Consider the following 23,228-nt stretch of genomic DNA (forward strand, 5'->3'; position numbering starts at 1 on the left):
CTTAACATAACAGTATCGTACTATAACCGTATGTTAGGCGTTCAGTATTTATTCTGTTGCTGTTACGAGTGCTGAGGAAGGATTTTGCGTAAATACACGTTCAATAACCGTTTGAACGGTTTGATGATTAACAGCTTCAATATCGCGTAGCATATCATCAATCGTTCGGTGCTTTTTTAATAATAATTCGTTCTTACCATTTCTGGACATCCGACTATTAGTACTTTCTAAGCTCAGCAAGAGATTTCCTTTAAGCTGTTCTTTACTATTGGCCAGTTCCTTGTCTGTTATTGCTTTCCTCTTAAATTGATCAATCGTTTGATTAATTTTTTCTTTTAATATGTTGAGCTGGTTACGACCTGTTCCAGCATAAATCGTTAATAATCCATGATCAAGAAATGAAGAATGATATGAAAATACAGCATAAGCAAGTCCTTGCTTTTCTCTTATATCTTGAAACAGTCGAGAACTCATGCTGCCTCCTAAGACGTTGTTCATGACCATTAAGCTATATATGTCATCATCTGTAACCGATAATCCATTAAAACCGAGACACAAATGGGCTTGCTCAGTATGTTTCGGTTTAACGATGTGCTCTGATAAAAATTGAGGCCGTTCTATGTTATGCTCCTCTATTGGTGACGTTGCTGAATAGTGGCCAAAATGAGCCTCAATGATGTCTTCAAAACCGTCTGATACATTACCAGCTACTGAAATAACAACATTTTCTGGCGTATATCGTTCTTTCATATAGGTTTTAAGTAAGTCAGATGTGAACGACTGTACATGTGCTTCTGTTCCGAGAATTGGATAAGCGAGTGGATGTTGCCCATAAGATGCCTGCGCCAAGAGATCGTGGACGATATCATCTGGCGTATCTTCATACATCTTAATTTCTTCTAGAACGACATTTTTTTCACGTTCAACCTCTGCTTCATCAAAAACTGAATTAAAGAACATGTCTGCCAAAATGTCGACAGCGTATGTTTGATACGTATCCATAACTTTTGCGTAAAAACACGTATACTCTTTTGATGTAAATGCATTGACCTGTCCGCCAATTGCATCAAAAGCTTCAGCAATGTCTTGGGCTGTTCGTGTTTTCGTTCCTTTAAATAGCATGTGCTCTAAAAAATGGGAAATTCCGTTGTTATGTGTTGATTCATATCTAGATCCAGCTGCAATCCAAATTCCAATCGTTACAGACCGGACGGCTGGTACATGTTCGTTTATGACCGTAACACCGTTTTGACATATATGTTTTTTGAGCATCGTCGTTGTCCTCCTATAACGTATTACCTTTTTTCATCTACTAATTGTTCAATTGTGCCGATGTTATATCCTTGTTCTTTAATTTGAGCAATCATTGAATCAAGTGCTTCAGCAATTACTGGAGTTGGATGCATTAATATCGTTGCGCCTTTATGAAGCTTGGACATGACACGATCCATCATGACTGATGGGGTTGGATTTTTCCAATCTATTGTATCTACTGTCCAGAGCACTGTTTCCATGTTCATGTTATGGACGACATTAACGACATGATCGTTATAACTGCCACTTGGTGGTGCAAACCATTTCGGTTGTGTATCTGTTATGGCCTTTAGCACATCATTTGTTTGTTGAATTTCCTCAACGATTTTTGCTTTTGACAATAATTCCATATTCGGATGGCTGTACGCATGATTACCAATCAGATGCCCTTGCTCATCAATCATCTCAACGTAATCCACATTTTTTTTTGCCCACTGCCCCTCGATAAAGAATGTCGCTTGAACGCGGTGCTTCTTTAAGGTTCGAAGTATATCTGGGATGTGCTCTTTGCCCCAAGATACATTTATTAATATACTAACCATATTCTTATCTGGATGCCCCCGATAAACAGGTGCTGCCGGAAGATCTTTAAACGCCACTTCAGGTGGAATTTGTTCATATACTAATAAGGATTTGTCAAAAACCGTTTTTTCATGCATCTGAGCGTATGATGCTTCTACATCGACTCGAATACCATTGCGCCCAGGTGTCTTTTTCCACACACGATCAATGTATGCATTTTGAGGGGATTCCTCTAATGAGCTACTTTTATTGACAATTTCCTCATACAGCGGATCATTTGATTTAACAGCGACATCTACATCGTGAGCCAAGCGACTTATATCATTTGTAGCAAATGGATTGTATAACCCTTTATTAAAGGAAATAACAACAATTAAAGCAAAAACAAGCATATGAATAATTTTTTTATACCGATTCATGCTTTCTTCCCCCCTCTCTAAAGCTATATGAGTAGGAGGGACAAGATATGTTATGGATTCATTTCGTCCAATAAAAAAAAGAAACTGGTTAACGCCAGCTTCTTGTTTTGTAATAACGTATTTTATTGTTTTGCTTTGCTTGCTTTTTCTTCTTGCAGAACAGCTTTTCTTGATAAATTAATTCGACCTTGCGAATCGATTTCTTTTACTTTGACCATAATTTCATCGCCGATGGATACTTCATCTTCTACTTTATTTGTGCGACCTTCAGCAAGCTCAGAAATATGAACGAGTCCATCTTTTCCTTTAAATAACTCAACAAAGGCACCAAATTTTTCAATTCGTTTGACTTTACCGAGATATATTTCGCCTACTTCAGCTTCACGCACTAAGCTTTCGATGATTTCTTTAGCTTTGTTGTTCATTGAAGCATCTGTTGATGAAATAAAGACACTGCCATCTTGTTCGATGTCAATTTTCACACCTGTTTCATCAATGATTTTATTGATTTGCTTCCCACTTGGACCGATAACATCACGGATTTTCTCCGGTTTAATGGACATTGTGAGTATTTTTGGTGCGTAAGGTGATAATTCAGTTCTTGGTTCGTTAATTGTTGCAAGCATGGACTCAAGAATTTGTTGACGCCCTTGTTTTGCTTGACTCAAAGCTTCTTCAAGTATGTCACGAGATAAACCTTCAATTTTAATATCCATTTGTAGCGCAGTAATACCGTTTGCCGTACCTGCAACTTTAAAGTCCATATCACCAAGTGCATCTTCCATACCTTGGATATCCGTCAAAATTGAATAGTTCTCACCTGATTTAATGAGGCCCATTGCAATCCCAGCTACTGGCGCTTTAATCGGAACACCTGCATCCATCATAGCCATTGTGCTCGCACAAATGCTTGCCTGTGATGAAGAACCATTTGACTCTAAAACTTCAGATACAAGTCTAATTGTATATGGAAACTCCGCTTCAGATGGGATCACTTTTTCAAGGGCACGTTCGCCAAGAGCACCGTGACCAATTTCTCTTCTACCCGGCCCTCTAATCGGTCCAGTTTCACCGACACTATATTGTGGGAAATTATAATGGTGCATAAAGCGCTTGGATTCTTCAAGATCTAGTCCGTCCAAGATTTGAACATCACCTAAAGCTCCGAGTGTACAAACACTTAATGCTTGTGTTTGTCCGCGTGTAAATAACCCTGAACCATGTGTACGTGGTAAGACGCTTACACGTGAAGACAATGGGCGAATTTCATCAACCTCGCGGCCATCTGGACGAATTTTATCTTTTGTAATAAGCTGGCGAACTTCTTCTTTAACCATCTTATCCAAAATTTGTTTCGCTTCTTTGTAAACCGCTTCATCTTCCTCATAATGTTCCAAAACTGATGCTTTAACGTCGGAAATTGCTTCTTCGCGTGCATGCTTTTCTTGAACACGGATTGCTTGAATTAATTCAGATTTGCAGTCTTCTTTTATCTTTGCTTCTAAATCTGCATCTAATTCGAGTGGTGTGAAAGGTTTCTTTTCGGAACCCACAGCTTCAATAATTTGTTCTTGAAAGGCAACAATGCGTTTAATTTCCTCATGTCCGAACATAATTGCTTCGAGCATAACAGCCTCTGGAACTTCGTTAGCATTGGCTTCAACCATGTTAACAGCGTCCTTTGTGCCCGCAACCGTTAAATCAATATCACTTTGAGCATGCTGATCAATTGTTGGATTAATGATAAATTCGCCATTAACCCGTCCCACATGAACACCAGCAATAGGTTGTTCGAATGGGATATCAGAAATACATAGTGCTATTGAAGAACCAATCATCGCTGCGATTTCAGAAGAGCAGTCTTGATCTACACTCATAACTGTACTGATTACTTGTACCTCATTACGATAGCCGTCAGGAAAAAGTGGACGAATTGGTCTGTCAATTAATCTTGATGACAGTATAGCTTTTTCGCTTGGTCGACCTTCACGTTTAATAAATCCACCTGGAATTTTCCCAACCGCATAAAGCCGTTCTTCATAATTCACTGTTAATGGAAAAAAAGGAAGGTCTTTCGGTTCTTTAGATGCTGTAGCAGCTGCTAATACGGATGTATCTCCATATTGAATCATACAGGCACCATTTGCTTGCTTGGCAAGTTCGCCAACTTCAGCAACAAACGGTCGTCCAGCAATATCAATGGAGAATGTTTTCTTTGCGTCTGACATTAATACAGAAACTCCTTTCAAATACATCATACATTTATTTTATAAGTAGTATGAAAATGAGTAAATGATTTTCTATGTTTTTAAATAGAGTAAACTATGAGAAAAAAGCAGGATTTCTCCTGCTTTTCCCATTAGTATTATCGACGTAAACCGAGCTTTTTAATCAATTCACGGTAGCGAGTAACGTCTTTTTTACGTAAATACGTTAGTAAATTACGACGTTTACCAACCATTTTAAATAACCCACGGCGTGAATGATGGTCTTTTTTGTGAACACGCAAATGATCATTTAATGTCGTGATTTCAGCAGTTAGTACAGCAATCTGTACTTCTGGAGAACCCGTATCATTATCATGAACTTTGTACTCATTGATAATTTCATTTTTACGTTCTTGTGAAATAGCCATCTAGCGCACCTCCTATTGTTAAATTATAGCCCCTGTCCCCCAGCAATCGTCGGAGTTACGAATTGCCAAGCGAAGGTTGATCTTTTATAGCTTACATTGTTTGAAGTAAAAATGCAAGTCGTACGATACATTTCGATCAATTTAGATGTCATCAAAATACGTATTAATAACCTTCTCGTCATTTTTCATTTGAGCGACAAGATCTGATACGTGATTAAACTTCTTTTCTTGTCTTATAAATGTACACCATTCAAGTTGCACGTGGTCACCATATAAGTTTCCAGAAAAATTAAATATGAATACTTCTAAACTTGGATCACGGCGATCATCTTCAAAGGTTGGATTAAACCCTAAGCTTGCCATACCTTTATATACCTTATCGTTATGGTGCACAAAAACAGCGTAAACGCCCGGAGCAGGTAACAATGTATTTGGAATGACATCTATATTCGCTGTCGGATAGCCTAACGTGCGACCGCGTTTATAGCCTTCGATCACGATGCCCCATACTCTAGGGTAACGACCGAGCAAATGTGTCGCATCACGCACATCCCCTCTCGAAAACAATTGGCGGATTTTCGTAGAACTGATCTTTTCCCCCTCCGATTCCACCTTGTCTCGAACAGTGAACAAAAATTGACCTCTACTATGCGCTTCTAACGTCTGTACATTACCTTGACCTTTATGACCATATGAAAAATCAAACCCTGCTATAAGGTGTTTAATGTTTAAACCAATAATAAAATGATCAATAAATTCCTGAGGAGATAATTTGGAAAGCATGTGATCAAATGAAATAATATACATTCTGTCCACATTCATTTCTGTTAAAATCCGCTGTTTTTCTGGAAGCGGAGTAATATAATCAACATGATCAATATTTGGATTTAAAATGACTGAAGGGTGCGGATCAAACGTAATCACTGCACTTGCATTTCCTTTTGCCTTAGCGATCTCTACTGCTGATTCAATTACTTTTTGATGTCCCCTATGTATGCCATCAAAAAATCCAATTGCAGCTACGGTCTCTGGAAGTGTTTCTAGTTTAACCGAATGTGGATATGCCAATTTAATTGTCTGCACAATATGTCACCTGCACTTCAAAAGGATCGATTTTAATTATTTATCATTTAATGAAATACACGTACTGGTTTAATTTCACCGTCTTTATCGGGGTGATACTGATAAATGGCAATGAGTTCTGATCCAGCTATTATTGCAAATGGGTTCGTTGACATCTTTTGAGACGGTGATGGTAACTTTTGACCAAATAGAACTTTTTGGCGTGTCGCCTCATCAACTCGTAGCTGATCCATATTACCAATGCCAACTCTCATATCCAATAATAAAGAATGTACTTGACACGTTTTGACCGCTTGTTCGATTTGCTCAAATGTGTATGTAGCCTTTTTGGCAATAGAACCCGTCTCCATACGGATCAGGCGACCCATGTGAGCTGGGTATCCAAGCGCTTTCCCGATGTCAACACAGAGTGTTCTAATGTATGTCCCTTTTGAGCAAACGACTTTGATACCAAAAGAATGGTCGCCTGTGTCAACTGGGGATGTTTGTTCGAGGTGCTCAATGGTAACGTGCCTTGAAGGGCGCTCTACGGTTTCCTGAGCTCTCGCATATTCATACAATCGTTTACCATTCACTCTAACAGCTGAATACATCGGTGGTATTTGTACAATGTCGCCTGTAAACATGTTCAGAACGTGTTCAATGTTTTCATTCGTTGGCATTTGATGCGGTATTTTTTGTTCAATAACGACGCCAGATGCATCTTCTGTATCGGTTGATTGACCAAGTATGACTTCAGCTAAATACGTTTTGCTCGTATTCGTCATAAACGGAACGAGCTTTGTCGCCTTGCCAATACAAAGAGGAAGAACGCCCTCTGCATCTGGATCAAGTGTACCTGTATGTCCAACTTTTTTTGTTTGAAGCAGGCGACGAATGCGCATAACACAATCGTGTGATGTCATTCCCGCCGGCTTCCATAATGGCAATATTCCATCCATGTGAATGTCTCCATTTCATTCCGTGACGCTTCAACAACGCGGTTTATTTATTTAAGTCTCTTAAGATCGCGTCAATTCTGTTTCCATATTCGTGTGCTTCATCAAACTCAAAACTAATCTCAGGTGTTTTGCGTAAGCGAATCCGTCTACCGATTTCGGAGCGAATATACCCTTTCGCTTTAGCTAGCCCAATAAGCGAATCCTGCTTCTTCTTATCATCTCCAAATACTGAGATAAAGATTTTAGCCTGCTGCAAATCGCCAGAAACTTCAACATCTGTCACAGTAACGAAACCAACACGGGGGTCTTTGATTTTACGCGTTAAAATGTCACCGAGTTCTTTTTTCATTTGTTCGGAGACTCTGTTTGCGCGAATGTCATGCATGATAATCACCTCACAAAATATAAACCTTTATTTATATGGCGCTTTATCCTCAAGCTCAATATAGGATGAACAGAAACACCTGCTAGCGAAAGTCCAACCTTAACTGTCAATACTTCGTCTATATATCAGGTGTTTTAATAACTGTTCTCTAATGTTTTAAGCCGTTATAAATGATGAATGTCCGTAATTGTACGCTCAAGTTCTGGACATGCATCAATTGTTGTTAAAACCTTATCAATAACCTGTTCAGCAAATGTGCGATCATTTGCAATCGTCACGATGCCTATCTTGGTCCGTTGCCATAGGTCTTGGTTGTCAAGTTCAGCGACTGATACATTAAACTCTCGTCGCAGTCTTGACAATAGCTTTTTCAATACAGAGCGCTTTTCTTTCAAAGAGTGGGCATTGTATAAAAAGCATTCTACCTCCAGCAAGAGGATCATTTCCGTTCAATTTCTTCCATAACAAATGCCTCGATTACATCGCCTTCTTTAATATCGTTAAAGTTCTTGATCGTAATACCACACTCGTAATTTTGGGCAACTTCCTTAACATCATCTTTAAAGCGTTTTAAAGCGTCAATTTCACCTTCGTACTGAACGACACTATCACGAATTAATCGAACACCAGCATTTCTAGAGATTTTTCCGTCTGTGACATAACAGCCTGCAATCGTACCTATTTTTGACACTTTAAATGTTTCGCGCACCTCAGCCGTACCAATTACTTTTTCTTCAAATTCCGGATCGAGCATGCCTTTCATAGCCGCTTCAATTTCTTCAATTGCTTTGTAGATTACACGGTGAAGTCTCACGTCTACTTGTTCGGATTCAGCAGCTTTTTTAGCGTTCGCATCCGGTCTTACATTAAAGCCAATAACAATGGCATTTGAAGCAGATGCAAGAATAATATCTGACTCAGTTATTGCCCCAGAGCCTGTATGAATAATTTTGATTTTTACGCCTTCTACTTCAATTTTTTGTAAAGAGGACGCTAACGCTTCGGTTGATCCTTGAACATCGGCTTTTATGATGACATTAATTTCCTTCATTTCACCTTGTTTAATCTGCTCAAATAGATCCTCGAGGCTTACTTTTGTTTGTTCGCCACGGTTTTCAATAATTTGCTGTTGCTGTCTAGCTTCACCGATTTGACGGGCTTTCTTTTCATCTGTAAAGACGAGGAATTGATCACCAGCCTGTGGAACGTCATTCAAACCCGTGATTTCAACTGGTGTTGATGGGCCCGCATGTTTAACGCGTTGACCTAAATCATTAACCATTGCTCTAACACGGCCAAACGTATTACCGACAACAAAAGCATCTCCTACATGGAGTGTACCATTTTGAACAAGAAGTGTGGCCACTGGGCCTCTCCCTTTATCAAGTTCGGCTTCAACAATTGTACCAAACGCATTCGTATTCGCGTTCGCCTTTAATTCTTCAACCTCAGCTACGAGTAAAATCATTTCTAACAAGTCTTCAATACCTTCATGCTTGAGAGCAGAAATATTAACAAAAATCGTTTCACCGCCCCAGTCCTCTGGAATCAGTTGATATTCTGTCAACTCTTGCATGACACGGTCTGGGTTTGCTGTTTCTTTATCCATTTTGTTCACAGCAACAATAATTGGTACACCAGCGGCCTTCGCGTGGTTGATCGCCTCTGTTGTTTGTGGCATAACACCATCATCAGCTGCAACGACTAAAATGGCGATATCGGTTATTTGTGCACCACGTGAACGCATGCTTGTAAAGGCTGCGTGGCCAGGTGTATCAAGGAAAGTGATTTTTTTACCTTCATTTTCAACTTGATAAGCACCAATGTGCTGAGTAATACCTCCGGCTTCGCCTTCTGTAACTTTTGCATCACGAATCGCGTCAAGCAAAGTTGTTTTCCCGTGGTCAACGTGACCCATGATCGTAACGACAGCTGGACGTTCTTTAAGATCTTCTGGGCGATCCTCTTTGATGTATTTATCTAAATCTGTATCGTCTAAAATAATTTCTTTTTCTACCTTAACACCGTACTCTTCACAAATTAGTTCAATCGCATCTTCATCCAAGTCCTGATTCTTTGTTGCCATAACGCCAAGAAACATTAATTTTTTAATGATATCAGACGCATCCTTATTGAGTTTCTCAGCTAAGTCAGACACTGTGAGTGTACCACTGTATACAATATTGTCTGGTGTTTGCTTCGAAGCTGCTGGCGCCGTGTTAGGGTTATGACCTTTGTTTTTGTTGTTGTTTTTGGCATGTCCAGAATTTTTTCGACCTTGTTTTTGATTCTGTTTCTTTTGGTTTTCTGGACGAGGCGATTGCTTCTTGCTCGTATTTTTACTAGTTGTTTGGTTTTGTGATTTTGCTTGTTTAGATGGCTGTTTATTGCCTTTAATTTTTGCATCAAGCTTAGTAATTGTATCATCTGTAATCGTCGACATATGGTTGGTTACTTCTATATTCATATCATTCAAGTGTTTAATCACATCTTTACTCGTTAATTGATTGTCTTTTGCGTACTCATATACACGTATTTTACGCATACATTCACCCCCAAAATTATTGGTCAGAGAGTAATGAGCTAATCTTAGCAGCAAAGCCAGCATCTAAAATGGCGATTGCAACTCTCTGATGTTTTCCTATGGCATGTGCGAGTGTGTGTCTGTCGTCAACTATAGCAAATGGAACCTCGTATGTGTGGCACTTATCCATTAACTTCTTTTTTGTATGTGGTCCAATGTCAGAAGCAATTAAAACGAGTTTAGCCCGTTTATTTTGAACATCTTTAACGATTTTCTCTTCACCAACTGAACATTTTCCCGCTCTAAATGCTAGACCTACACTATTTAGATACTTAGACGTCATGATCTGACCCTCTAGCAACAACTATTAATTTGTCATATAGAGCTTGATCTACATCCGTTTTAAACTGACGATTTAAAGCACCCGATTTACGTGCTTGTTCAATCGCTGAAACGTCTCGAGATACATAGGCGCCACGACCGTTTTGTTTCCCTGTTTCATCTACAAAAATATCTCCATCCTTATTGCGGACAATACGAATTAGATCTTTTTTTGGCTTCATTTCATTTGTTGCAATACATTTTCGAAGTGGTGTTTTCTTCTTTTTTACCATGTTGTTGACTCCTTCCTATTGAAACAAAGGGTCATCAATGTCCGAATCAGTCGTTTCTTTCTCCAAGTCGGTTTCATCAAAAAAACCACTTTCTCTAGCTTCTGATTCACTTTTAATGTCAATTTTCCATCCAGTTAACCTGGCCGCTAGCCGTGCATTTTGTCCACGCTTCCCAATTGCAAGTGACAGTTGATGATCAGGGACAATTACGGTCGTTGCTTTTTCATCTTCATTGACAACTACTTTTATAACTTGGGCAGGACTTAACGCATTGGAGACGTAAACGACAGGATCAGCTGACCACTGTACAATATCGATCTTTTCCCCTCTTAGTTCATTGACAATTGCTTGAACACGCTGTCCCTTTTGACCAACACATGATCCAACTGGATCGATATCAGGGTCTTCAGCAAAAACAGCTATTTTAGAGCGATCGCCAGCTTCACGTGAAACAGATTTAATTTCAACAATGCCATCATAGATTTCTGGCACTTCCATTTCGAATAAGCGTTTTAATAAACCAGGATGTGAACGGGACACATATACTTGAGGCCCCTTACTCGTATTTTCTACTTTCGTCACATACACTTTTAGTCGATCATGAGAATGATATTCCTCTGTCGGCATTTGCTCAGATTCAGCTAGCTTCGCTTCAATTTTTCCTAAGTGAACATAGACGAAGCGCGCGTCTTTTCTTTGAACAATACCCGTCATTACATCATCTTCTCGTTCAACATATTCACTAAAAATAACACCGCGTTCCGCTTCTCTAACGCGTTGTGTTACGACCTGTTTGGCCGCTTGTGCTGCAATTCGACCAAAATCTTTAGGTGTGACCTCTAATTCAATAACATCATCAATTTCATAATTAGGGTCAATTGCTTTTGCTTCTTCTAATGACAACTCTTGTTGGTGATCTTCAGGTTCTTCAACAACGGTTTTACGAGCAAACACACGCATTGAAGCCGTTGCTTCATCAAGCTCTACCCGCACATTCGTCGCAGAATTAAAGTTCTTCTTATATGCCGATATAAGTGCGGCTTCAAGTGCTTCCATTAGAATGTTTTTGTCAATACCCTTTTCTTTTTCCAAAAAATCCATTGCATCAAACAGCTGACTATTCAATTATTATCCCCCTTTATAACGTTACTGCAAGTCGGGCTTTGGCTATCTTATTATAAGGTAACTCGACTTGTCGCTTCCGTGTTTTAATTTTATACTCTACAATTGCTGTACCATCAATGTAATCGGTTAATATTCCTTCATACGTCTTATTGCCATCGACAGGTTCATACAATTTAATATAGACGTTATGTCCGATATAATTTTGAAAGTCTTGTTCGGTTTTCAGTGGACGCTCTGCTCCTGGAGAAGATACTTCTAAAAAGTATGCCTCTTTAATCGGATCTGTTTCATCAAGTTTTTCACTCAATGTTTCAGATACTAATCCGCATTCAGAAATATCAATGCCGCCTTCTTTATCAATAAAGACACGGAGAAACCAATCTTTACCTTCTTTGACATATTCGATATCAACTAATTCAAGACCCTTTTCTTGAAGTATTGGGAGAACCAATTCCTCTGTCTTTTCAATGACTGGTGAACTCACATTAATCCTCCTTTTTTTCGTAGCATTTGGTTGTTATTATAAACCATTTCACTGTTTTCATTTGCAATGCACGTCAGTAATACAAAATCCCCGCCAATAAATCGTGGCAAGGGAGGACGTGTGTGCTGTAGATGGCTGATGTATGAAGAAAGAGTGGGTTTCCCCACTCTTTTTACTCAATCGTATCAGTAGCTTACCATTGAAAATATATCACAGTAAGCAGTTAATTGCAAGAAATACTGTTGCATTTTGTTGGTACTGCCTTATTCTGGGTACACCATTTAAAAAAGAGAAAGTTGGTTTTTTTCCGGCATTCCTTCAAGACAGCCATGCTGCTCCATGTATTCGATAACTGTTTTAGAAATTTTGCTTCGTTCACGTAAATCCTGCTTTGATAAGAAATCACCTTGCTCTCTTGCCTCCACAATATTTATCGCTGCATTTGTGCCTAGGCCATCTATTGCATTAAATGGTGGAATTAACCGATTGCCCTCAACTAAAAATTCACTTGCACTTGATTTATATAAGTCGACTCTATCAAAAGAGAATCCACGTTGATTCATTTCAAGCGCAATCTCTAAAACAGTCAGTAAGCTTTTTTCCTTTGGAGGTGCGTCATTTCCCTTATGCGTAATCTCGTCTATTCGATTGCGCAAGGCATCCGCCCCCTTAATCATCGTGTCTAATTCAAAGTCATTCGCTCTCACTGTAAAATAAGCAGCATAAAAATAAAGTGGGTGATGAACTTTGAAATAAGCGATTCGTATCGCCATGAGAACATAAGCGGCAGCGTGTGCTTTCGGAAACATATATTTTATTTTTTGACATGAATCAATGTACCAGTCTGGAACGTTGTGCTTTTTCATTTCCACGATCCATTCATCTTGAAGCCCTTTTCCTTTACGAACGAATTCCATGATTTTAAATGCTAATGAAGCTTCAAGACCCTTGTGCATTAAATACACCATAATATCGTCGCGACAACCAATAACGTCAGAAAGCTCACATATGCCTTCGTTAATTAATTCTTCAGCATTGCCAAGCCATACATCTGTCCCGTGCGATAACCCTGAAATAATCACAAGTTCTGCAAAAGTGGTTGGTTTCGTGTCTTCAAGCATCTGCCTTACAAAACGTGTTCCAAATTCCGGCACACCTAATGTCCCTGTTTTACAATTAATATCTTCAGGTGTAACACCAAGTGCTTCTGGACCAGAAAATATTTTCATCACTTCAGTATCATGAGTTGGGATTGTTTTTGGATCAATGCCACTCAAATCTTGGAGCATACGAATCATCGTCGGATCATCGTGTCCAAGTATATCAAGCTTTAATAAATTATCGTGAATAGAATGGAAGTCAAAATGCGTCGTGCGCCACTGGCTTTTTCGGTCATCAGCTGGAAATTGTATCGGTGTAAAATCATATATTTCCATATCATCAGGAACAACGATAATACCGCCTGGATGCTGTCCAGTTGTACGCTTAACGCCAGTACATCCTTTCACTAGACGGTCCACTTCCGCTTGCTTAAGCGTAAGCTGCTTGTCTGATGCATACCCTTTTACATATCCATAAGCAGTTTTTTCAGCAATCGTTCCAATCGTTCCAGCTCGATAAACATTATCTTCACCAAATAAAACCTTTGTATAGTTATGAGCCTGTGGCTGGTATTCACCAGAAAAATTTAAATCGATATCAGGTACTTTATCACCTTTAAACCCGAGAAATGTTTCAAAAGGAATATCTTGACCGTCCTTAACATATGGCACATCACAGTGCGGACAATTTTTATCAGGCAAATCAAAACCACTACCAACTGAACCGTCCGTAATAAACTCATTATGATGACAAGACGGACACACATAATGAGGCGGTAACGGATTAACCTCTGTAATTTCTGTAAGTGTAGCAACAAGTGAAGAACCGACGGAGCCACGTGATCCTACAAGATAGCCGTCTTCTAATGATTTTTTAACGAGCTTTTGGGATATTAAATAAATAACAGCAAAACCATGTCCAATAATGCTTTTTAATTCCTTTTCCAAGCGATCAGTGACGATTTTTGGAATGTTCTCACCATATATATCCTTTGCACGCGTATAGCATAAATCGCGAATTTCCTGATCTGCGCCTTCAATAGTCGGTGTGTATAGTCCATCTCTTACAGGTGAAAGCTCCTCTATCGAATCAGCGATCGCATTTGTGTTTGTGACAATAATTTCATTTGCTTTTTCTGCACCTAAAAATTTAAAACTTGTCGTCATTTCATTCGTCGTTCTAAATGGGGTATCTGGTAATGATTGTCGATTAAGTGGATTTCCCGCTTGAGACGCAATTAAAATCTGTCTATACATTTTTTCGTGCTGATCAATATAATGTACATTACCTGTTGCAACGACCGGTTTATCGATGCGTTCACCTAATTTGACGAGTTTAGAAATAATATCGAGAATTTGTGCGTCACTTTGCACAAGATCCATACCGCGTAAATGACTGTAATTTTCTGGTGGTTGCACTTCGATATAGTCATAGAACTGAGCAACTCGTTCTGCTGCGTCAGCAGATTTTTGCATCATCGTTTCAAATACTTCACCTTTATCACACCCAGAACCAACAAGAATACCTGTCCGTAATTTTTGCAATAAAGAGCGCGGAATCCTCGGTACACGATAAAAATAATCAATATGAGCATGTGACACAAGTTTATAAATATTTTTTAAGCCTTCTTGATTTTGAGCGAGTAACGTGCAATGGTAAGGGCGCGAGCGTTGATACGCATCACCTTCGCCCATATGATCGTTTAACCGGATATGATCAGTTATGCCCTTTTCTAATAGCTTTTGCAGCAACTTCCAAAAAAGATAACCTGTTGCCTCTGCATCATAAATGGCCCGGTGATGCTGGGTTAATTCAATGTCCATATGTTTACATAACGTGTTCAGTCGGTGATTTTTTAGCTCAGGGAGCAAAAACCGCGCCAACTCTAATGTATCAATTACAGGGTTTGAGGCTTGATTTAGGCCAATACGTTCATAGCCCTGGTTCAGAAAACCCATGTCAAAGCTCGCATTATGAGCAACGAGCACATCATTTTCTGTCCACTCATAAAAGTCCTTAAGAACTTCTGAAATATCAGGTGCATCCTTAACCATGTCATCTGTAATGCCGGTTAAATCCGTCGTCGTCTGTGACAATGGATGATGTGGATTTGCGAAGGCTTCGAAGCGATCAATGATTTCACCGTCACGGATTTTAACGCCAGCCAATTCAATAATGGTGTCATATACAGCAGACAACCCTGTTGTTTCGACGTCAAACACAACATATGTCGCTTCTTTTAATTCAAGCTGTTGCGGGTTGTACGCAATCGGAACACCATCATCTACGAGGTTTACTTCTACACCGTAAATGACCTTGATATTATGTTTCTTTCCGGCACTATGTGCTTCAGGAAAGCCTTGCACACCTGCATGATCTGTGATTGCAACAGCTCGATGTCCCCATTTAGCAGCTTGCTCTATGATTCTATTAGGGGACACAACAGCATCTAATTGACTCATTGTCGTATGAGCATGTAATTCTACACGTTTACAATCAGGTTCGGCTCGATCCTCTCTCATAGCAACTTTTATCTCATGCATATCATTAGCCATCATCGCCAACTCATTTGAATACATATCTGTTTGGATACTGCCGCGCGCCTTGATCCACATTCCTGCTTTAAGCTGTTCAAACATGCTACCATCATCGTCACCTTTAGAGAACATTTTAATTTGCAATGAATCTGTGTAATCGGTCACTTTGGCAATGAGGAGGCTTCTACCAGACCGCAGCTGCCTAACATCTACATCGAAAACATAGCCCTGGACGGTCACGCGCCGCTCTTCCTCTTGAATAACCTCCATTAATACAGCTTCGTCCTGTATTTTGTAACCGATAGAGAATGGCTTACCTTCTGAAGCATGCGCTGCATTATTGCGTTCCTGTTGTTGACGATCCTGCATCATCTTTTGAACAATTTGTTCGTCTTCAAGCGCTTTTTTTTCTTTAAATTGCTCTAAACCAACAACATCTGCTTCTATACGAAAGTCAAGTGTATACGCAGGCGCGCCAATACTTTGGAAAAATTGGCCAATGTCCTTTTCCAATCTTTTTTTTAGTGCCTTTGCTTCCGCTTCGTTTCTTGCAACGAGCGTGAGTTTGTTGTTTGTTACTTCTGGCACTTGAGATTGTATTAGACTTTTGTATGCTGGGGAAATGGTTGATTTGGAGGTGATAAAATAATTCCAATACGTACATATCATATCGGCATCCACATCGGACTGTGTTGAATATAATGAGCATTCTACTGTCGCAATCTGTTGGAATGCGCCTTTTAGCTGCGTGACAAATAATTGATACACATCAATCGGTAACACGCGATCAATACGTATATGAAAATGCCATGCTTTATTTTGTTTGAAAACATCTAGCTTTTCCAAATAGCTATCATTAAAATGTTTTTGAATCATATCTTCAGGCATCTTTAGTTGGTTCAGCAAAATCGTTAGCTTTTCTCGTTTGGACATATCCATCACATGTCCCCCCTTTTCTTGCACATGATGTAAAATCCCCCCTGCTGGATCGATGTAAACAAGGGGGACGTTTATTCATTATAAAAACAGGCGTTGGATGTCATTCCACGTTACAACAAGCATCAGTAGCATTAGTAAAGCAAATCCAATAACATGAACCATGCCTTCCTTTTCTGGAGCTATCGGTTTACCCCTGACAGCTTCAAGTCCGACGAATAAAAGTCGACCACCATCGAGCGCTGGAAGAGGAACAAGATTGACGATTCCAAGATTAATACTCAGCATTGCTGTCCACATCATAAAATTCATGAACCCGGTTTGTACAACTTGATCTGTTGCATCATAAATGCCAACAGGTCCAGAAAGCATATCAATCGAATATTGACCGGTGACTAGCATCATGAGATTCGTTAAGATTAATTTGGTCGTATCGTATGTTTGCGAAAATCCATAAACTAAAGTTCGACCAATAGATTTTTCAAACATATGGGTAACACCGATTTGACCAATTTCCATCCCTTGAATTTCTTTCCTTGCAGGAATAATCTCAATCTCTTTCTGTTCGCCATTTTCACGTTTAACCGTCATCGTCAATAATTCTTCGGGATTTTGCTGAACAATTGATGTGAACGTATCCCAAGTCGAGATCGGTTGTCCATCAATACGGATGATTTCATCACTTTTTTCTAAGCCGGCTTCTGCAGCAGGTGTACCAGGCTCAACATGATCTATTACAGCTTCCTTCATTGGGACACCTTGAATCAAACCGAGTATGAAAAAGATCACAATTGCTAAGATAAAATTCATCATCGGTCCAGCAAAAAGCTGCATCGCACGTTTTCCGACAGACTTGGAAGCAAATTGACGATCATATGGTGCAATTTGCGTTTCAGTTTCGTCCATAACAAACATCGCCTTAGGATCAACATCAAATGATAAGAGTGTTTCTTCTTCGTCTGGTTCATAGCCTGTTATCCGAAGCTGATGATTCAGATCCGCCTGATTAACTTCTATAACCCGTGCATTAGGGTGCTTTGCTTTATTGTTGACGATGATTTTGTTTACGTTTCCGACATCATTGAACTCAAGACCAATATGGTGCCCCGGTTTAAGATCAATAATCTCAGGATCTTCGCCTGCCACACGAACATAACCACCTATCGGCAGCAGTCTAATTGTATACAACGTTTCATTTTTTGTGAATGAAAACATTTTTGGACCGAAGCCAATAGCAAATTCTCGTGCGAGCATCCCAGCTCGTTTGGCGAATATTAAGTGACCAAGTTCATGGATGAAAACGAGTAATCCGAACATAAAAATAAACGCGATAACGGTATTCAAACAGATGCACCTTCCTTTTCTCTGAATAAAACATCGACCATATGAAAAGTAAAGTCAAACAAGCTCTCATTATAAACTATGCGATTCAAGAGTGAATTATTTAATACCTCTTAATGGAACTTCTCGATAACGGGTGAAACTCGTATTATACTGCCCGTTTTCATATGTCCTATAAGACAAATATGCAGCGATGAAGCAGACGTTCGTATTTAAGCGATAAATCCAATTAAATGAAGAAAAGGAAATACGAACAACATGCTATCGAATCTGTCTAAAACACCACCATGCCCAGGCAAAATACGTCCAGTATCTTTAACACCGTAATGTCGCTTAAAGGCTGATTCCACTAGATCCCCGAGTTGTCCAAAGATTGAAGCTAGAATCGTTGTTCCGATAAGTATTGGAAAATCAACTGGTAGAGTGACAAACACGTTGTAAACGACTGCAATGATACAAGCAGAAAGGACACCACCAATAGCCCCTTCAATTGTTTTATTAGGACTAATCTCAGGCCATAGCTTATGTTTGCCAAAAGCTCGTCCAAAGAAATAGGCACCCGTATCCGTCATCCAGATAATGAGCAATACATAAAAGAAGTAATCTAGACCGGCAAGACGTGTCTCAAGCATGTAGAAAAAGCCGATACCAACATAAAATGTAGCCATCATCATAAATGCCGCATCATCAAAGGTAAATTTATTTTTAGATATAACCGTAAATAAAAGCACTGCAAGCACAAACAGAACAATTAGATCTGATTGAGCAAAATTTATAAACGGAATATTAGCCGGTAATGAAATAAATAACAGCAATACACTTACCGATATCAAACCAGGTATGAGTATGTTTACATTTTGGCGCATTCGCAAAAACTCAAAGAGTCCGACTGCTGCAATGGTATAGACGAGCACGGAGAACGGCCACCCACCATATATAGCAGCAGGTAAAAATACACCTAGCGCAATGATTGCTGTTACAATACGTTGTTTCATAATATAGTCAGCACCTCATATTCCTCCATACCTACGTTTACGTTGTTGATAGTCATGAAGGGCATTTTTAAAAATGTCTTCGTTAAAATCAGGCCACAGTACATCTGTAAACCAAAATTCTGTATAAGCGGACTGCCACAACAAAAAATTACTCAAACGTTGTTCGCCACTCGTTCGAATCAACAAGTCAGGGTCCGTCAAGCCATCAGTATATAAATACTTTGAAAAAAGCGATTCGTCTAAAGCATCAATTGACAGTTTCAGCGCATCTACATCTTGCATAACACGCTTCATAGCATCCATAATTTCGAATCTACTTCCATAGTTTAATGCAAAATTGAGCAATAATCCATCATTATTCTCCGTTTGCGCTTTTGCATAGGCGACAGCTTCTTTTGTATGTTCAGGAAGAACATCCAAATTACCAATTGTTTCTATTTTGACATTATGTCGCATAAGATCAGGTAAATAATGATGCAGAAATTCTTTTGGTAATCGCAAAATAAAATCGACTTCTGCGTTAGGACGTTTCCAGTTTTCAGTAGAAAAAGCATAGAGTGTCAAAATTTCAACACCGCTGTCGGAGGCTGCCTTAGCAATGTCCTTTATGACATCCATACCTTCTTTATGACCAGCTATCCGTGGCAAACCTCTATTTTTTGCCCAACGTCCATTGCCATCCATTATAATAGCAACATGTCTTGGTACATGCTCGATTGTTGGTGTGTCTTTTTCGCTTTTTTGTTTAGTTTTAAAGAAAGGTAATTTAAATGACATCATTCGTCCTCCGGTACGCATGGTTAATCGTAATAAAACATAGGCCATTATCAACCTAATGGCTTAACCCACGCCATATTCATGAGTCATGATAAGTCTACATTATACCATATAATGAGCGATTTATTTACAATTATATGTACAATAAAAAAAGAAAAACCCTCTTGACGAAGAGGGCAAAACCGTTCACCTTATGTCAGTTAGACTTCCATAATTTCGCTTTCTTTAGTTTTTGCGACGTTATCGACTTCTGTAATATGTTGATCAGTTGCTTTTTGCACATCATCCTGCAGATTGCGTAATTCATCTTCTGTAATATCACCATTTTTTTCATCTTTTTTAAATTGATCATTTACATCACGGCGAATGTTACGAATTTGAACACGTGTTTCTTCAGCAAATTTGCTAACAACTTTAACAAGATCTTTACGACGCTCTTCTGTAAGTGCTGGAATGTTAATTCGAATGACATTGCCATCACTCGACGGTGACAAACCAAGGTCTGCTTTTTGAATGGCTTTTTCAATCTCACCGATAGCTGTTTTATCATAAGGTGTAATCACAAGTAAACGAGGCTCTGGTGCTGAAACCGTTGATAGTTGGTTCAAAGGTGTTGGAGCGCCATAGTAATCGACATACACATTATCCAATAAAGACGGATTTGCGCGTCCCGCTCTTACAGTAGCGAGATTTCGTGAAAAAGCCTGTACGGCCTGTTGCATTTTATTACGCATTTCATTCATAGTCGCATTTGACATAATTATTTCCCCCTTATTGTCGTTCCTAAAGTTTCACCTTGTACGACTTTTTTAATGTTACCTTCCTCTGTAATAGAGAAAACGATTAAAGGAATGTCATTGTCCATACATAACGATGAAGCCGTTGCATCCATGACGCCTAGCCCTTCGTTAAGCATGTCCATATATGATAATTGATCGTATTTTGTTGCCTCAGCATTTAACTTAGGATCGTCTGAATACACGCCGTCAACATTATTTTTTGCCATTAAAATCACATCTGCTTCAATCTCAGCTGCTCTAAGTGCCGCTGTTGTATCTGTTGAAAAGTAAGGATTACCTGTCCCTGCTGAAAAAATGACAACACGTTTTTTTTCAAGGTGACGAATCGCTTTTCTTCTAATATACGGTTCAGCAACCTGTCTCATTTCGATTGAAGTTTGTACGCGCGTCGGAATACCGACATGTTCAAGTGCGTCTTGGAGCGCCAATGAATTCATAATTGTTGCGAGCATGCCCATATAATCAGCAGTTGCGCGGTCCATTCCCATTTCACTGCCAACTTTACCACGCCAGATATTTCCACCGCCGACAACAACAGCGATTTCAATTCCAAGTTCTGCGACTTCCTTAATCTGAGCTGCGATTGATTGGATAACTTGTGGTTCAATGCCGTAACCTTGTGTCCCACTTAAAGCTTCACCACTCAATTTTAATACGATTCTTTGATATCGGGCTGTTGTCATATAAACCTCCATCAGTTATATAAAATTTTCAAAACCGAAGACTTACTGCGGAAAAGGGGCAACATATGTGCCCCTTTTTCACTGTCATATCATTACTGCTTCATTTGACTCATAACTTCTTCAGCAAAGTTATCTTCGCGCTTCTCCATACCTTCGCCGACTTCATAACGGACAAAGCCTTTCACTTGAGCGCCTTTACCATCAACAAACGCTTTTACTTTTTGGTCTGGGTCTTTTACAAAGCTCTGTTCAAGCAAGCAGATATCTTCGAAAAACTTACCAAGACGTCCTTCAACCATCTTTTCAACGATGTGCTCTGGTTTGCCTTCGTTGAGAGCTTGTGTTTTTAATACTTCACGTTCACGGTTCACTTCTTCTTCTGCCACTTCATCGCGAGATACATATTTTGGATTTACGGCTGCAATATGCATTGCAACATCTTTCGCAGTATCTTCATCTGTTGTATTTTCAAGAACAGTTAGAACACCGATACGTCCACCCATGTGTAAGTATGCACCAAATGCATCTCCATCTGTTTTCGTGAACATTTCGAAACGACGAAGAGAAATTTTTTCACCGATTTTTGCGATGATCGCATTAATGTACGCTTCAACTGTGTCGTCTCCGTTATACATTTTTTGAGACAATGCTTCTGCTACATCTGCAGGTTTTTCTTGTAAAACATGTTGACCAAGATCAGAGAGCAAGCTTTGGAATTGATCATTCTTAGTAACAAAATCTGTCTCACAGTTGACTTCAAGTAAAACAGCAGTATTGCCATCTAGTTCGATATGAGTTGATCCTTCAGCCGCAATTCGATCAGCTTTTTTCGCTGCTTTTGCCATCCCTTTTTCACGGAGATAGTCAACAGCCTTTTCAAGATCCCCATCAGTTTCTTGCAAAGCTTTTTTGCAGTCCATCATACCTGCTCCTGTTTTTTCGCGCAGTTCTTTGACCATTTTAGCCGTAATTGCCATTATATAGCCTCCTATTAAGTTAAGTAGATTTAATTGATATCTTCCCGAGCTCAGATGCCTTTATGCATCCTTCAAATGCGTGCCATTCATGTCTTTATGCTTTTAAAAAGGGTGATAAAAGGCTTATCCCCTTATCACCCACCTTTTAACTAAGCTTGTTCTGTTTCTGTTGTTACTGCTTCGTCTTCTTGTGACTCGACTGCTTCTTCTGCTTCTACAGATGCAACTTCTGCTTCTTCTTCTTGCTTGACTTCCAAAACTGCGTCAGCAATTTTAGATGTTAGCAATTTGACAGCGCGGATAGCATCGTCATTAGCAGGGATAATATGATCAATTTCATCTGGATCACAGTTTGTATCAACAATTCCGATAATCGGAATATTTAGCTTTTTAGCTTCTGCAATTGCAATTCTCTCTTTACGAGGGTCAATGACGTAAATCGCATCAGGAAGGCGATCCATATCTTTGATACCGCCAAGGAACTTTTCAAGACGTGCTTTTTCTTTCAATAGTTCAACTGTTTCTTTTTTAGGTAGCACGTCAAACGTACCATCTTCTTCCATACGTTCAATATCCTTAAGACGTGCAATACGCTTGCGGATTGTTTGGAAGTTCGTTAATGTACCACCAAGCCAGCGTTGGTTGACATAGTACATTCCAGCACGAGTTGCTTCATCACGAACTGAATCCTGTGCTTGTTTTTTCGTTCCTACGAAAAGAATTGTACCGCCGTTTGCGACTAAATTCTTAACGTATTTATATGTTTCATCGACCTTCTTAACCGTTTTTTGTAAATCGATGATGTAGATGCCGTTTCTTTCCGTAAAGATGTATTTTTTCATCTTAGGATTCCAGCGGCGTGTCTGATGTCCGAAATGTACACCAGCTTCAAGCAGTTGTTTCATTGAAATGACTGACATAACTATTTCCTCCTGTTTGGTTAATTTCCTCCACTTACATCATATTTGCTTAAAGACCATTCTTTCATCGGCACCCTTCAGCAAATCCGCAAGTGTGTGTGATTAAGCAATAAAC

The 23,228-nt window shown here is 39.4% G+C and carries 21 protein-coding genes; all 21 read right to left on the bottom strand.

What is annotated here, in order from left to right; translation table 11 throughout:
* Nucleotides 1–48 precede the first annotated feature (48 nt).
* The gene (locus tag HPC67_RS00915; RefSeq protein WP_217585561.1) at nucleotides 49–1,272 is read right to left on the bottom strand and encodes a M16 family metallopeptidase; all 1,224 of its coding nucleotides are present in this window, start codon (nucleotides 1,270–1,272) and stop codon (nucleotides 49–51) included.
* Between the two features lie 23 nt (nucleotides 1,273–1,295).
* The gene (locus HPC67_RS00920; RefSeq protein ID WP_217585562.1) at nucleotides 1,296–2,255 is read right to left on the bottom strand and encodes a polysaccharide deacetylase family protein; all 960 of its coding nucleotides are present in this window, start codon (nucleotides 2,253–2,255) and stop codon (nucleotides 1,296–1,298) included.
* Between the two features lie 122 nt (nucleotides 2,256–2,377).
* On the bottom strand, nucleotides 2,378–4,483 hold the full coding sequence (locus HPC67_RS00925; RefSeq protein WP_217585563.1) for a polyribonucleotide nucleotidyltransferase: 2,106 nt from the start codon (nucleotides 4,481–4,483) through the stop codon (nucleotides 2,378–2,380).
* 137 nt (nucleotides 4,484–4,620) lie between these two features.
* Entirely contained in the window at nucleotides 4,621–4,890 is a 270-nt protein-coding gene (rpsO, locus tag HPC67_RS00930; RefSeq protein WP_217585564.1) for a 30S ribosomal protein S15, read from the bottom strand.
* Between the two features lie 141 nt (nucleotides 4,891–5,031).
* Nucleotides 5,032–5,973, bottom strand: coding sequence for a bifunctional riboflavin kinase/FAD synthetase (locus HPC67_RS00935; RefSeq protein WP_217585565.1), 942 nt, complete (start codon nucleotides 5,971–5,973; stop codon nucleotides 5,032–5,034).
* 47 nt (nucleotides 5,974–6,020) lie between these two features.
* Nucleotides 6,021–6,914, bottom strand: a complete 894-nt coding sequence (gene truB, locus HPC67_RS00940) for a tRNA pseudouridine(55) synthase TruB (protein WP_217585566.1) — start codon at nucleotides 6,912–6,914, stop codon at nucleotides 6,021–6,023.
* Between the two features lie 43 nt (nucleotides 6,915–6,957).
* Nucleotides 6,958–7,299: a 30S ribosome-binding factor RbfA gene (rbfA, locus tag HPC67_RS00945; RefSeq protein WP_217585567.1), complete on the bottom strand. Its 342-nt coding sequence runs from the start codon at nucleotides 7,297–7,299 to the stop codon at nucleotides 6,958–6,960.
* Between the two features lie 164 nt (nucleotides 7,300–7,463).
* Entirely contained in the window at nucleotides 7,464–7,742 is a 279-nt protein-coding gene (locus HPC67_RS00950; RefSeq protein WP_217585568.1) for a DUF503 domain-containing protein, read from the bottom strand.
* Nucleotides 7,739–9,844, bottom strand: coding sequence for a translation initiation factor IF-2 (gene infB, locus HPC67_RS00955; protein ID WP_217585569.1), 2,106 nt, complete (start codon nucleotides 9,842–9,844; stop codon nucleotides 7,739–7,741). The genes HPC67_RS00950 and infB overlap by 4 nt, the downstream gene beginning before the upstream one ends.
* A 16-nt stretch (nucleotides 9,845–9,860) precedes the next feature.
* On the bottom strand, nucleotides 9,861–10,166 hold the full coding sequence (locus HPC67_RS00960) for a L7Ae/L30e/S12e/Gadd45 family ribosomal protein (protein WP_217585570.1): 306 nt from the start codon (nucleotides 10,164–10,166) through the stop codon (nucleotides 9,861–9,863).
* Entirely contained in the window at nucleotides 10,156–10,437 is a 282-nt protein-coding gene (gene rnpM, locus HPC67_RS00965; protein ID WP_217585571.1) for an RNase P modulator RnpM, read from the bottom strand. Before rnpM ends, HPC67_RS00960 begins: the two co-directional genes overlap by 11 nt.
* Before the next feature lie 15 nt (nucleotides 10,438–10,452).
* Nucleotides 10,453–11,562, bottom strand: a complete 1,110-nt coding sequence (gene nusA / locus HPC67_RS00970) for a transcription termination factor NusA (protein WP_217585572.1) — start codon at nucleotides 11,560–11,562, stop codon at nucleotides 10,453–10,455.
* A 13-nt stretch (nucleotides 11,563–11,575) separates the two neighbouring features.
* A complete protein-coding gene (rimP, locus tag HPC67_RS00975; protein WP_217585573.1) occupies nucleotides 11,576–12,046 on the bottom strand; it encodes a ribosome maturation factor RimP in 471 nt (156 codons plus the stop codon).
* 281 nt (nucleotides 12,047–12,327) lie between these two features.
* Entirely contained in the window at nucleotides 12,328–16,623 is a 4,296-nt protein-coding gene (locus tag HPC67_RS00980; RefSeq protein ID WP_217585574.1) for a PolC-type DNA polymerase III, read from the bottom strand.
* Between the two features lie 78 nt (nucleotides 16,624–16,701).
* A complete protein-coding gene (gene rseP, locus HPC67_RS00985; protein WP_217585575.1) occupies nucleotides 16,702–17,964 on the bottom strand; it encodes an RIP metalloprotease RseP in 1,263 nt (420 codons plus the stop codon).
* 209 nt (nucleotides 17,965–18,173) lie between these two features.
* Entirely contained in the window at nucleotides 18,174–18,956 is a 783-nt protein-coding gene (locus HPC67_RS00990) for a phosphatidate cytidylyltransferase (protein ID WP_217585576.1), read from the bottom strand.
* 15 nt (nucleotides 18,957–18,971) lie between these two features.
* On the bottom strand, nucleotides 18,972–19,733 hold the full coding sequence (gene uppS / locus HPC67_RS00995) for an undecaprenyl pyrophosphate synthase (RefSeq protein ID WP_217585577.1): 762 nt from the start codon (nucleotides 19,731–19,733) through the stop codon (nucleotides 18,972–18,974).
* 200 nt (nucleotides 19,734–19,933) lie between these two features.
* Entirely contained in the window at nucleotides 19,934–20,491 is a 558-nt protein-coding gene (gene frr / locus HPC67_RS01000; protein WP_217585578.1) for a ribosome recycling factor, read from the bottom strand.
* Between the two features lie 2 nt (nucleotides 20,492–20,493).
* The gene (gene pyrH, locus HPC67_RS01005; protein WP_217585579.1) at nucleotides 20,494–21,216 is read right to left on the bottom strand and encodes a UMP kinase; all 723 of its coding nucleotides are present in this window, start codon (nucleotides 21,214–21,216) and stop codon (nucleotides 20,494–20,496) included.
* A 92-nt stretch (nucleotides 21,217–21,308) separates the two neighbouring features.
* Nucleotides 21,309–22,193 (bottom strand): translation elongation factor Ts, encoded by an 885-nt coding sequence (gene tsf, locus HPC67_RS01010; RefSeq protein ID WP_217585580.1) that lies wholly within the window; start codon nucleotides 22,191–22,193, stop codon nucleotides 21,309–21,311.
* 149 nt (nucleotides 22,194–22,342) lie between these two features.
* Nucleotides 22,343–23,113, bottom strand: a complete 771-nt coding sequence (gene rpsB, locus HPC67_RS01015; protein ID WP_217585581.1) for a 30S ribosomal protein S2 — start codon at nucleotides 23,111–23,113, stop codon at nucleotides 22,343–22,345.
* Between the last annotated feature and the right edge of the window lie 115 nt (nucleotides 23,114–23,228).

It is taken from the genome of Lentibacillus saliphilus (genome assembly GCF_019093865.1).
GTDB classification, from domain to species: Bacteria; Bacillota; Bacilli; order Bacillales; family Amphibacillaceae; genus Lentibacillus_B; species Lentibacillus_B saliphilus.

Bases quoted from the DNA above. Each gene is read 5' to 3' on its own strand.
- pyrH (WP_217585579.1), bottom strand. From the start codon at position 21,216: ATGACAACAGCCCGATATCAAAGAATCGTATTAAAATTGAGTGGTGAA.
- frr (WP_217585578.1), bottom strand. From the start codon at position 20,491: ATGTCAAATGCGACTATGAATGAAATGCGTAATAAAATGCAACAGGCC.
- HPC67_RS00960 (WP_217585570.1), bottom strand. From the start codon at position 10,166: ATGACGTCTAAGTATCTAAATAGTGTAGGTCTAGCATTTAGAGCGGGA.
- rbfA (WP_217585567.1), bottom strand. From the start codon at position 7,299: ATGCATGACATTCGCGCAAACAGAGTCTCCGAACAAATGAAAAAAGAA.
- rnpM (WP_217585571.1), bottom strand. From the start codon at position 10,437: ATGGTAAAAAAGAAGAAAACACCACTTCGAAAATGTATTGCAACAAAT.
- HPC67_RS00980 (WP_217585574.1), bottom strand. From the start codon at position 16,623: ATGGATATGTCCAAACGAGAAAAGCTAACGATTTTGCTGAACCAACTA.
- HPC67_RS00990 (WP_217585576.1), bottom strand. From the start codon at position 18,956: ATGAAACAACGTATTGTAACAGCAATCATTGCGCTAGGTGTATTTTTA.
- uppS (WP_217585577.1), bottom strand. From the start codon at position 19,733: ATGTCATTTAAATTACCTTTCTTTAAAACTAAACAAAAAAGCGAAAAA.
- tsf (WP_217585580.1), bottom strand. From the start codon at position 22,193: ATGGCAATTACGGCTAAAATGGTCAAAGAACTGCGCGAAAAAACAGGA.
- HPC67_RS00920 (WP_217585562.1), bottom strand. From the start codon at position 2,255: ATGAATCGGTATAAAAAAATTATTCATATGCTTGTTTTTGCTTTAATT.
- infB (WP_217585569.1), bottom strand. From the start codon at position 9,844: ATGCGTAAAATACGTGTATATGAGTACGCAAAAGACAATCAATTAACG.
- rpsO (WP_217585564.1), bottom strand. From the start codon at position 4,890: ATGGCTATTTCACAAGAACGTAAAAATGAAATTATCAATGAGTACAAA.
- HPC67_RS00950 (WP_217585568.1), bottom strand. From the start codon at position 7,742: ATGATCCTCTTGCTGGAGGTAGAATGCTTTTTATACAATGCCCACTCT.
- HPC67_RS00925 (WP_217585563.1), bottom strand. From the start codon at position 4,483: ATGTCAGACGCAAAGAAAACATTCTCCATTGATATTGCTGGACGACCG.
- rpsB (WP_217585581.1), bottom strand. From the start codon at position 23,113: ATGTCAGTCATTTCAATGAAACAACTGCTTGAAGCTGGTGTACATTTC.
- HPC67_RS00915 (WP_217585561.1), bottom strand. From the start codon at position 1,272: ATGCTCAAAAAACATATATGTCAAAACGGTGTTACGGTCATAAACGAA.
- truB (WP_217585566.1), bottom strand. From the start codon at position 6,914: ATGGATGGAATATTGCCATTATGGAAGCCGGCGGGAATGACATCACAC.